Source organism: Brevundimonas sp. GW821-FHT10E09, assembly GCF_058809375.1.
In genome coordinates this window covers 63,040-74,707 of record NZ_JBXASO010000017.1, presented here as the reverse complement: position 1 = coordinate 74,707, position 11,668 = coordinate 63,040, and the positions used below count along the sequence as shown (strand labels likewise).

General features: G+C 64.6%; 8 protein-coding genes, 1 tRNA gene and 1 pseudogene. 3 read left to right on the top strand and 7 right to left on the bottom strand.

The genetic code is table 11. The features are described from left to right. Positions 1–76 (bottom strand): annotated as a pseudogene (locus AC1RSI_RS14855) (Mu transposase domain-containing protein); the annotation flags it as partial. 220 nt (positions 77–296) lie between these two features. Continuing rightward, positions 297–509 (bottom strand): hypothetical protein, encoded by a 213-nt coding sequence (locus AC1RSI_RS14850; RefSeq protein WP_447941416.1) that lies wholly within the window; start codon positions 507–509, stop codon positions 297–299. A 19-nt stretch (positions 510–528) separates the two neighbouring features. Between AC1RSI_RS14850 and AC1RSI_RS14845 the strand changes: the two genes are divergently transcribed. Next, positions 529–1,215, top strand: coding sequence for a hypothetical protein (locus AC1RSI_RS14845; protein WP_035307959.1), 687 nt, complete (start codon positions 529–531; stop codon positions 1,213–1,215). Between the two features lie 185 nt (positions 1,216–1,400). Here the strand turns inward: AC1RSI_RS14845 and AC1RSI_RS14840 are convergent, their stop codons facing one another. Then, positions 1,401–2,840, bottom strand: a complete 1,440-nt coding sequence (locus AC1RSI_RS14840; RefSeq protein WP_447941415.1) for an IS1182 family transposase — start codon at positions 2,838–2,840, stop codon at positions 1,401–1,403. 662 nt (positions 2,841–3,502) lie between these two features. Here AC1RSI_RS14840 and AC1RSI_RS14835 point away from each other — a divergent pair. Then, positions 3,503–5,065 (top strand): alginate export family protein, encoded by a 1,563-nt coding sequence (locus AC1RSI_RS14835; RefSeq protein ID WP_155988169.1) that lies wholly within the window; start codon positions 3,503–3,505, stop codon positions 5,063–5,065. Between the two features lie 115 nt (positions 5,066–5,180). Here the strand turns inward: AC1RSI_RS14835 and AC1RSI_RS14830 are convergent, their stop codons facing one another. Together AC1RSI_RS14830 and AC1RSI_RS14825 are read right to left on the bottom strand one after the other, a co-directional pair. Then, positions 5,181–6,893 carry a sulfatase family protein gene (locus AC1RSI_RS14830; protein WP_035310239.1) on the bottom strand — a complete coding sequence of 571 codons (1,713 nt, stop codon included), beginning with the start codon at positions 6,891–6,893 and terminating at the stop codon, positions 5,181–5,183. Positions 6,894–6,923: 30 nt separating this feature from the next. Beyond that, positions 6,924–7,892 carry a formylglycine-generating enzyme family protein gene (locus AC1RSI_RS14825; RefSeq protein WP_447941414.1) on the bottom strand — a complete coding sequence of 323 codons (969 nt, stop codon included), beginning with the start codon at positions 7,890–7,892 and terminating at the stop codon, positions 6,924–6,926. A gap of 279 nt (positions 7,893–8,171) precedes the next feature. Between AC1RSI_RS14825 and AC1RSI_RS14820 the strand changes: the two genes are divergently transcribed. Beyond that, entirely contained in the window at positions 8,172–9,221 is a 1,050-nt protein-coding gene (locus tag AC1RSI_RS14820) for a LacI family DNA-binding transcriptional regulator (RefSeq protein ID WP_447941413.1), read from the top strand. Here the strand turns inward: AC1RSI_RS14820 and AC1RSI_RS14815 are convergent. Beyond that, positions 9,218–11,140 carry a glycoside hydrolase family 3 protein gene (locus tag AC1RSI_RS14815; protein ID WP_492322697.1) on the bottom strand — a complete coding sequence of 641 codons (1,923 nt, stop codon included), beginning with the start codon at positions 11,138–11,140 and terminating at the stop codon, positions 9,218–9,220. The genes AC1RSI_RS14820 and AC1RSI_RS14815 overlap by 4 nt on opposite strands. Positions 11,141–11,406: 266 nt before the next feature. Then, positions 11,407–11,483 (bottom strand) — tRNA-Arg (locus AC1RSI_RS14810). Positions 11,484–11,668: the final 185 nt, after the last annotated feature.

Here is an 11,668-nt window from a genome sequence, read left to right as displayed (position 1 = left end):
CGCGGACCTGCACCGTACGGCGCCCGGCCTTCGCCATCACCGAGTAGCGGTTACGGTCGAAGCTGATCAGGCAGGTCACCTTGAGCCCTTCGACCGGGACGACGCCTTGCTCTTTCTGCAGGGCGAATTCCCGTCGATCGACGCCACACGTGCCCTCGACCACATGACCGATCGCGGCCTTGAGGACCTCTACAGAAACCCGCTCACGCTCAGGCTCTTGGGTGAAGTCGTTCGGGACGAAGGAGAGTTGCCCGACAGCCGGGCGCAGCTCTTCTCCCGCGCCTGTGTCGTTATGCTCAGAGAAGACAAGCCTCGTAAGGCTGGGCCGGGGAGACGACGGTCTGCCTCTTCTCGTCACACTCGCCGCTGTGGAAACAGCCGGGGGCGACGATGAGCTGCTTCGAATCCTGGCGGAGGCGTCGGTCGTCGAGGTTCCGTCGTGGAAGGTCGAGCAGGCCGAGCGAGAAGAGCGCCGCGCGCAGGAGCGCCAACGGATCTATCAGTCGCATCGCGACGTCCACGCGGCGCATGCTGCGGAAGTCGCCCAGGGTCGATGACGGGGTCGCCCCCTCCTATGCTGATACGCTCAAGCATGCGCGCAATCTTCAACGTAAGGCGCGACGCGATCACGAGTATGTCGCGCCGACCATCGCGCAGCTTTCGACGGTGATGAGCGAAGGCCTTCCCGAGGCCATCGATGATATGCGGGCCTATTTCGCCGACCGCCTCCAAGCGTTTCAGGAGCGCGTCCGCGGGGGGAGCACGGACATGTGGCAGGCATTCTGGCGGACCACCAAGCCACAGACTGAAAACATCTGCCGCAATCGGTTGGTCGACTACATTTCCGGCCAACTGCCGCCGTCGATCCGGTTTGAGCCCGAGATGCACATGCCGGGCCAGAAGCGCGCGGACATCGCGGCGATCCGCAACACGATAGGCCTCCCTGTCGAGATCAAAGGTCAGTGGCACCCGGCGATGTGGACCGCGCCGATGGATCAGCTCGACGCGCTCTATACGCGCGACTGGCACGCTCAAGGGCGCGGCGTCTACGTTGTCCTCTGGTTTGGGCTTGGCGTTCGCATGCCCGCCGAACCGGGCGGAGCAGCGCGCCCAACAACTCCAGAGGCGTTACAGGAGATGCTCATCTCGCAAATTCCCGTGGAGCGGCGCGCGCAGATCGATGTCTATGTAGTTGACCTGTCGCGCCCGAGCTGAGCAACACCGAAATACAATTCGACCATGAGACTGAGCTTCCCAGATGTTTGGATCTCGATTCCTTACTCTTAGCGAATTCTGGCTGACAGCGGACATCCCGAATTCCCGCTTTGAGTCGAGGCTGTGTAAAAACGAGTTGAGCTGCGGGCGTGCGCGAGCGGCATGATGCGCAGAGCGCCTCATTCTCAGGCTCTGATCGCGTCTATCAGCGACTTGGCCCCCAACACCGCCATCGCCCGCTTCATGTTATAGGCCAGGATGTGGAGGCTGATCTCGGTCTTCACGTTGGGCAACCGCTTCATCAGGAAGTGGGTGTGGCCCATCCAGGCCTTGATGGTGCCGAACGGATGTTCGACCAGGCTTCGCCGCTCGCGCATGGCTTTGGGCCTCAGGTCCATTCGGGTTTGCAGGGCATCGATCACCGCCTCATGCTCCCAGCGCGTGACCTTTCGCTCGACCGCAGGCGTGCACTGAGCCTTGATGCTACAGCCTGTGCAACTGGCCCGATCCCAGTATCGATGCAGCTTCATGCCTCTTTCGACGACGGTCATGTGGTATGGAAGCAGGGAGCCGGCCGGGCAACGGTAGACGTCTTGATCAGGCAGATAGACGAAGTCCTGCTTGCCGAAGCGCCCATTCGCCTTTGCGCCTGACGTCAGCGTCTTTGGCACGAAGGGCGTCGCGCCCAGGGCCTCACAGGCCAGGATCTCCTCGCCGGAGAAGTAGCCCCGGTCCGCCAGCACATCGAGCCTCTCCACGCCCATGGCGTCCTTGGCTAGACCAGCCATGTTCGCCAGCTGTTGCTTGTCCGATCCGGTCATCACCACCTCATGGGCGACGATCAGGTGATGCTCGCCCTCGACGGCGGACTGGACGTTGTAGCCAACGATGCCGCTCCCCCGGCCTGATGTCGCCATGGCGCGAGCATCGGGATCGGTCAGGGATACCTGGCCATCAGGCGACGCTTCGACCTCAGCCTCCATGACCTTCAACATCGCCATCTGAGCGCGAAGGCGACCGATCTTCTCGACCAGCCTCACCGATCGCGCCTCCACGCCATCTCCCTCGTGACGGTCGGTCGTGTCGAGGTCCCGCAAATAGCCGGCGATGTGCTCGGCGACCTGCTCGATCCGCCGCTTCACCTTGTAGGCGGTGAAGTTCTTGTCGCGGGTGTTCACCGCCTTGAACTTTGAACCGTCGATGGCGACCAAGGCCGCGCCGAACAGGCCAAGCTGGCGGCACAGGACCACGAACTGCGCACAGGCCGCCTGGATCGCCGGACCATTCTCGCGGCGGAAGTCGGCAATGGTCTTGTGATCCGGGGCCAGCCGCCCCGTCAGCCACATCAGCTCGACGTTGCGCTGCGCCTCGCGCTCCAACCGCCGGCTCGACTGCACCTTGTTCAGGTAGCCGTAGACGTAGAGCTTCAGCAGCATGGCCGGGTGATAGGCCGGACGGCCCGTCGCCGCCGGCGTCATACCCTCGAAGCTCAGACCGATCAGATCCAATTCGTCGACGAAGACATCGACCACCCGGACCGGATTATCCTCGGCCACATAGTCATCGAGACACTCGGGAAGCAGCGTCTGCTGCCGGCGATCTGCACCCTGAACGAAGCGGCTCACAACCCACCTCCTGCTGACCTCAGGAGGCTAACCTAATTCGCTCATTCCGGAGGCGTTTTCACACAGCCTCAGTCAGAAGCGGGCTTCGACCAGCGCAAGCCCCCAAGTTAAGAGTGTCGAGCATCTGCTCTGGCAAGACGCAGACCGATCATATTGATCCGCCTGCCCATCTCCGCTCCGCACTCGCGGCCATCGGTCACTTTCGACAGCCTTAGCTTGGAAACGTGACACTCTTAACTTGCGGCGACAAAAATGTCGGGCCAACCTTAGCCTGTCGCGGAGAAAGTCCGCCATGCTTGAACGACGGCGGATCGCCAAGAACCTGTCCCAAGCTAAGGCTGCCATTGCACGCACGCTGAGCGCCTCGCGTTCGTCCCCTGGCCAAGATCAATCGTGATGGCCCTCGCCCCACATCAAAGTCAGCGGCGCTGATCATGCGGGGGCACGCTGGCTCGGCTAACTGACGTCTGGTCCGCCTTCGGTCGAAGCGTCGGCTCCGTCCACGCCGCCAAAGCCGAGGATGGACCACAGCTGAGGCCTTGGTCAGAGGTGCGACACGCCTCCGATTCACGCGAGCCGTACCGCGTTGACTAAACACGCGGCCCCGGATTAGTTTACCGCTAAATTATAGCGATAAACCACGCTGCCCTCGGGAGGGAAATTTGAAGAACACCGCAATGCGCCGCGCGCCGCGCCGGCTTAGCCCTGCGTCGCGTATGGGCGGCCTCGCCTCCGCCGTCTGTCTTTCGGCCATCGGCTTTGACCAGGCCGAGGCGCAGGCGGTGGCCGACGCGTCCTCGGCGACCACCCCTTCCGCATCGGCGGGCGCCGCCCCTGGAACCCAGACGGCTTCAGCCCCCGCAGCACCGGCCCGGGCCCTGCCCCCGTCGCTGCACCAGGGCCAAAAGGCGGGCGGCTTCCAGACTCTTCGGGCCAACGACAGTTTTCCGATACCGGCCGCCGCGAACGCGCCCTGGGACGAGCGCCTGAAACATGTGCCCTTGTCGGCCGACGGACAGATCTGGGTCACTTTCAGCGGCGAAGAACGCATGCTGATGCAGAACTTCAACCGCCCGTCGATCGGGACCGCATCGCCTGCCCTGGCCAGTCTTTCCTTCCAGTTTCGTCACCAGTACGGCGCCGACCTGCACCTGGGTGAACGCCTGCGTGTCTTCGGACAGATCGTCAGCGGCCAGGTGACCGGCGACAACTATGTATCCCCCGTCTTTGGACGGCAGCAGAACGCCCTGGAGCTTGGTCAGGCGTTCGTCGAGTACAGCCGGCCGCTTTACAATGGGCGCGCCGGGGTCAGGGTCGGCCGACAGCAGACGCATCTGGGATCGGGCCAATTGATCTCGGCCCAGCCGATCCACAACATCGAGCGCAATTTCGACGGCGTGCGGGCCTACTACGCCGCCAAGGCTTTCCGGTTCGACGCCTTCGCCTATCGACCTCTGGTGCATGAACGCGGCGCCTTCGACGACACGGTCGACGACACCACCGCGATCTGGGGCGCCTATGGCGCCTTCGCCCTGCCGCGCCGTCAGCATGTCGCGCTGAATTTCGACGCCTATTACGTCGGCTATCGCGACGAAGAGAGCGCGTTGCTGAAAGCCACAAGCGTCCAGGACATCAGCTCCTTCGGGGTTCGACTGTATGGGAGCATCCATGGCGCGCAGATTGACGCCAATCTGATCCAGCAGACCGGGGATGTGGGGCCCAAGACGATCGACGCCTGGGCCATGGTGAACAGCATCCGCTATCCGGTGCCCGGCGCCCCGCGCAATCTGACGCTCCACCTGGTCTCGAACGTCGCGTCCGGCGGATCGCGCGAGGGGGATGTCATCCACACCTTCGATCCGCTGTACAGCGTTCAACGTCACGCCAACTTCGCCAGCTCCATCGGCTTCACGAACTTTGTGGACGTGGGCGGAGGCTTCACCTTCGATGCGACCGACAAGCTCGAGTTGGGCGCATCCCTTCGCGCCTTCTGGCGCTACTCCATCGAGGACGGCTATTCGCTAGGCTACCAGACCGCCGTGAACAATCGCAAGACCGATGCGCGCTTCATCGGCCTGCTGCCCGGCGTCGCCGCCAACTATAATTTGAACAAACATGTCTCGGTGAAGGGCTCGATCAGCCCGCTTCTGGCCTCCGACGGATACAAGGCCATCGGCGAGGACGGCATGAAGTCCTACCAGCTTGAGTTGCTCTATATCTGGTGACGTCGGGCGCGCGACGTCCGTCCGCACATAATGAGGCCCGCCGCGCTGAACGCACGGCGGGCCTTCAAGACTGAAGCAAAGACCCGGCCTGCAGCGCAGGCCGGGTCTTTCTGTCTTATTTCTTCTCGGGTTCCGCCGCCGGTCGGGCGGGGAAATAGGCCCGGCCGGCCGCATCGGCTTCGGCCTTGGCCGGCGTGTCGGGGAACAGTCCGTTCATCCGCCCGGGCCTGTTGGGCGCGACATACCATTCGGCGGGGAAGTCGGCGGCGCGAGCGCCATTGACGTCACGGTCGACCAGGCCTGCGCTGGTCCGTTCCGTATAGGGGATGACATGGTCGCCGCTGCGGGTCGCCAGCGAGGCGTGCAGGGCGTGGCGCAGTTCGCGTTTTCGCTCGGCGTAGGCCGGGTCGTTGACGAGGTTGTTCATCTCGTCCGGGTCAGTGGACAGATCATACACCTCCTCGATGTCCCAGACGCCGTGATACTGGATGTACTTCACCCCGTTCCGCGTGATGGAGAAGGTGGTCGGCGTCTGCGGGAAGGTCCACTCCCAGTAGTATTCGTAGACGAAGTCATTGGTGTCCCAGGCCTTGGGCGTCACCTCGCCCTCGGCCAGCGGCAGGAAGCTCTTGCCCTCCATCTGCGCCGGCTCGGCGACCCCGGCTGCGTCAAGGAAGGTCGGGGCCAGATCCAGATTGCGCACCACGGCGGGATTGACCACGCCAGCCTGAACATGACCGGGCGCATAGACGACCATCGGCACCCGGACCGAAGGCTGGTAGGCGTTGCGCTTGTCGATCAGGCCGTGTTCGCCGAACATGAAGCCGTTGTCGCTGTAGAAGACGACCATGGTGTTCTGTTCCAGGCCGTTGTCTCGCAGATACCGGAGAAGGCGGCCCAGGCTGTCGTCCACCGGGGTCAGGGTGCGGTAGATGTCGCGCACCTGCTCACGAAGATCCCGGTTCGTATGATAGGGGAAGTCCGCCCCGTGCCAGCTGTTGCGCTGGTTCTGCACCCAGACGGGTTTGCCGCGATTGTTCTCCGGCGTGTTCGCCATCGACGCCGGCAGGGTGATTTCCAGATCGCTGTACTGGTCAGCATAGCGCGCCGGAGGCATGGCGTCGGAATGGACGGCCTTGTGCGACAGATACAGGAAGAAGGGCTTGGCCGGATCACGCCCATGCTCCAGCCAGTCCATCGCATAGTCCGTCAGATCGTCGGTGATATAGGTGCGCTGCTTGGTCGGCACGCCATCCACATTCAGCATCTGCCGCTGACCCGCAGCGAGTTGGGCGGGGCTCATCCGGTCTTCGGGGAAGTAGAAGCCCTGCCCCTTGAAACTGACCCAACGGTCAAAGCCCGGGCGCGGCGCGTCGGTGTCGCTGCCCATATGCCATTTGCCGAAGAAGCCCGTCTGATAGCCGGCCTGTTGCAGATAGCTCGGGAAGAAGACCAGCCCCTCCTCCGACGAGTTGTTGTTGTCGATCACACGGTGATTGCGAGGCGACTGGCCGGTCAGAATGGTCGCCCGGCTGGGCGAGCATAGCGAGGACGTCACCACGGCGTTCGGGAAATAGGTCCCGTTCTTGGCCATAAAGTCGATGTTGGGCGTGTTCAGCCCCGGCGTCAGGAAGCCCATGGCGTCGAAGCGCAGGTCGTCCACCAGCACGAAGATCATGTTCATCGGCTGGGCCTGGCGCGCCGGGGCGGCGGCGGAAGCCGAGGCCGCAGTCGTCTGGGCCACAGTCGTCTGGGCAAGCGCCGGCTGGGCCACGAAACAGGATGCGGCGAGCAGGATCGCGCGGAAGCTTTTCAGGGTCGGTCTCATGCGCAAGCGCTCCAGGTTGGGATCAGGGTGTCAGACTGCGCGGATGACGCAGCGAAAGCCGATATGTGTGGTGGCGGAATCTATGGGCTGCGGATGGCGTGCGCCGGGCCGATAGCGTCGGCAGTAGCTGTCGGCGCAGAGGTGCGATCCGCCCTTCAGCACCTTGCGCCCGATTGGACGCCCCGGCGCGTCCGGGTCATAGCTGGACTCCTGGCGCGGCCCGCGGGGATTGAGGGGGGCGCAGCACGGAGACTTGGCGGCCGAGGCTGCGGCGCTGGCGGAATACCAGTCGGCCGTCCACTCCCAGACATTGCCGATCATGTCGTAGAGACCGTAGCCGTTGACCGGATAGCTGCGGACGGGCGCCGTCGTCTTCAGCCCCTCGGGGGCGTGGTTGGCGTGCGGGAATTCGCCGTCCCAGTATTTCGCCAGGCGAGCGCCCTGCGGCGCCAGTTCGTCGCCCCAGGCGTAGTCGGCGCCGTCCAGCCCGCCGCGCGCCGCATATTCCCATTCCGCTTCGCTGGGCAGGCTCTTGCCGGCCCAGACCGCATAGGCCTTGGCGTCGGGAAAGGCGACGTGGACCACAGGATGATCCTCGCGACCCTCGATCGAACTTTCCGGCCCGGCGGGATGGCGCCAGTCCGCGCCCAGCTTGAAGGCCCACCACTGCATGGGGTCGTCCAGTCGAACAGGCCCAGGCGGCGGCGTGAACACCAGGGATCCCGGCTGGGCCAGGGCCGGATCCATGCCCGGATAGTCGCGCGGATCAGGCGCGATCTCGGCCAGGGTGACGTAGCCCGTGTCCGCGACAAAGGCGGCGAAGTCGCGATTGCACACCGGCGTCTCGTCGATCCAGAACCCATCGACCTTTACCGGGCGAACGGGGGTCTCGTCCGCATAGAAGCTGTCGCAGCCCATGCTGAACCGGCCGCCCTCGATCCGGCGCATGCCGGCGAAACGGTCTGCCGCCGAACGCCTTGATTTCTGTCTGGACGTCATGCGGACCTACTGGGCAGACGCCGGGGCCTGAAACAGCAGAGCCCAAGGCAGGAGGGGTCGAAGCGACGAGCCGTCCAGCGCGGCCGAAACGGCGACGGAGCCGTCGCGCATAGAGCCGGAACGATGCGTTTGAATCACGGAAACCTCCAAGCCGATCTGATGTCGGTTTATCGCTAAAATGCATGAGCGGAGAAGGTTGTCAAACGCACTTGGGGTCTGCGCCATTGACGGTTGCGCCGCCAGGCCTCACGTCAGACCGGCAATCACAAGAGGCGAGTCTTGGCGCGAGCGCAGAGGAAATCGACCCGCGCGGTCACCATGCAGGAGGTCGCCGCCCAGGCCGGCGTCTCGGTCATGACGGTGTCCAATGTCCTGACCGGCAAGAAGTTGGTGACCGACGCCACCCGCGCTGCGGTCATGCAGGCGGTCGAAGCCCTCCACTATGTCCCGAATATCGCCGCGCGCAGCCTGGCCAGCGCGGCGCCCGAGCGGGTCGGCGTGCATTTCCGCAATACCGAGAACGACTATCTCAGCGCCATGGTGATCGGCGCCGTGGACACCACTTCGCGAATGGGCGCGCAGATGCTGGTCGGCCGGTGGGATTTCGAAGGCGACCAGTCGCCGATGAACGTCCTGCGCCAGCTGGTCCGGAGCGGCGCCCAGGGCGTTCTCGTCGCCCCGCCCTTCTGCGAGACCCTGACCGCCGACGATCTGGCGGAATTCGAAGGCATCGCCCTGATGGGCGTGTCCACAGGCGACAATCTGCCGCGACTGTCCAGCGTGCGCATCGACGACCGGGGCGCCGCCCGGGCGATGACCAGACGCCTCATCGCCCTGGGGCACCGACGGATCGGCTTCATCAAGGGCGCGCCGAATCACCTCAGCACGACCACGCGGTTCGCGGGCTATCGAGAGGCGTTGCAGGACGCCGCCCTGGTTTTCGATCCTGAACTCGTCGTAGACGGCGATCTGACCTTCGATTCAGGACTGGTCGCCATGAACCGCCTGATGCGCCTCACGCCACGCCCCACCGCCGTCCTCTCGTGCAACGACGACATGGCGGCGGCGGCGATCGCGGTCGCTCAGAAGCTGGGCCTGGTCGTGCCCGACGACGTCTCCATCGCCGGGTTTGACGACAGCCCCTTGGCCATTCGGGTCGAGCCCAAGCTGACCACGGTGCGCCAGCCCGTGGCGGAAATCGCCGGCCAGGCCGTCAGGCTCATAATTGAGGCGATCCGAAATCCCGATGCGCCCCGCCCTGTCGTCACCCATATGGTCGAGCATCAGCTGATCGAGCGCGGCTCGACCGGCATCGCCCCCGTGGCCTAGTTCCGGGGGGCGCCCCGTCCGTATCCGCGCGGATACAGGGGCGCGGCGCTGTCGTCCGGCCGGGCCGGATCCTGGGCCTCGACCGCCGCCATGCTGGAGGGCAGTTCGAACGGGAGACGGCCCTCGCCCTTGGCCTGGCCCGTCGCCACATCGAGGACCGCCGCATCGCTGGCGCCGAAGGTGGCGATCAGCACGTCGGTCTTGTCACGGATGTTGGTCAGGATGGCGGGACGATCCAGATTGACGGCGACCACGCTGCGCCGCGCGGCCCGTGCCTGTTTGACGGCCTCATAGTCCGCATCCCCGTCACGGAAATCGAGACGGCCCTCGTTCTGGCGCGCGCCGAAGAAATGATGGGGATGAAGCCGTTCGAAGGGGGCGTTCACCCGCACCAGGGCCAGATCGGCTTGCGCCGGGTCGGACGCCACGGCCCAGCCGTGGCGACGGGCTTCTTCCGGATCGACATTATAGAGCCACACCGTCTTGACGCCCTCGGCCGTCAGCGGCCGGCCGCCGTCTTCCAGGACGACCTGCGCCCGGCGCTGGGCCAGGTCGGCCTGGGCCCGAGACTGGGGATCGCCGACGACCCGTTCCGCGACATCCGGATCGACATAGGGATTGTCGAACAGACCGAGCTGGAACTTCAGCGTCATGATGCGCCGCACCGCCTCGTCGAGGCGCGCCGCCGGAACCTGGCCGTCGCGAACGGCCTGCAACAGCATCGCGCCGTCATTGACCCCGCCGAACTGATCGATCCCTGCGGTCACGCCCTTGGCGAACCGCTCCGGCTGGGTCAGCCCCTCGACGCCCCAGGGCATGCCGATGTCCTTGGCAGTCTGCGGATGATCGGCGGTCGGCGCACGGCAGGCCGCGTCGCAGTTGTTGGTGATCGCCCAGTCCGACAGGACCAGCCCCTTGAATCCCTTCTGGTCCCGCAAGAGGTCGGTCAGAAGTTGCCTATTGAACCCGGCCGCGACCGGCTCAAGCGGGGCGCCGTCCAGGCTGACGCCTTCAAGGATCGGATAGGTCGGCATGACGCCGGCCACACCCGCCGCAAAGGCTCCGTCGAAGGCGGCGACATGTTCGGCGAAGCTGGCGTTGTCCAGCCGCGCCACCCGCCCATAGATATTATGCCCATCAAACCCCTCGGGCTCGGCCCCGTATCCGACCCAGTGTTTGACGACGGTCGCGACGCCGTCCGGCCGCACGCCGTCCGTCCCGCCCTGGAAACCTTCCACATAGGCCTGGACCATCCGCGACACATCGGCGGGGTCTGATCCAAAGGTCGCCGTCACGCGCGGCCAGCGCGGCTCGCTGGCCAGGTCGGCCTGGGGCGACAGCGCCATCTGGATGCCCACGGCCCGGTATTCACGGCGCGCCACCTCCCCGAAGCGGCGAACCAGGTCGGCGTCGCCCGTGGCGGCCAGGCCCAGGGTTTCAGGCCACAGCGAAAATCCACCGCCGGCGGTGCTGGCGCCCAGCACCGCCTGGAAGTGGTTGCGGGGATCGGTGCTGATCGTGACCGGGATTCCCAGACGGGTCTGTTCGGCCAGCCTCTGGACTTCATTGTTCTGCTCGGCCAACCGACGCGGCGTCACGACCAGACGGGTGATGAAGCTGTTCAGATGGCGTTCGCCGATCATGACCCCGACCTGGTCGAGGTCATAGATCGCGCCGCCGTGCCCCAGTTCGTCGCCTGCCGGCAGGCTGCCATGCATCATGGCGCCCACTTTTTCTTCCAGCGTCATCTGGCGCACCAGATCATCGACGCGCGCGTCGATCGACTGACCTGCATCCTCGTACACGTCGCGACGACCGTTGTGATTCAGATCGCGATAGGCGTCAGGCGTGGCCGCCTGGACGCCTTGGCCCGAGGCCATCACCGCCAACAGAGCGGATAGACAGACGTGCAGCTTCATGTGTTTTCTCCCGACGCTTGCGGCTCTTCGCCGCCTGTTGGTTTAGCGCTATATCCGGGAGATGCGCTTTCTCCAATGACGGGTGACGCGCTTAAATGTCGCTCATCGACCCGAAACGATCGCTGCGGCTGATCACGCTCTCCGGCTCGGGAATGGGCAACTTCGGGAAATGGCGCCCGGGCGACCCACAAAGCTTTGCGATCCAATCGCAAATTTAGGCAGCCTCGGTGTGTTTTGAGCGAGTTCTAAGTGGTCTCGACAAAACATGGCGACCCCGGGAGGACTCCAACCTCCGACCTCGGCTTTAGGAAAGCCTTGCTCTATGCGGCTGAGCTACGGGGCCACGCGGGATGACCTAGCGGTTCGTCGGGCGGGGGGAAAGATGGGGCGGGGGTCGATGTGCGATTTCGGTCCTGGACCGGGACCTTGCCGCAACGATCCGGTTGTGGTTAATAGATCTTAAGATACAATATCTTGCGGTGAACAAATCGCGAATCGAGACTTGTGTCCGATTCGGTCCTGATTCGT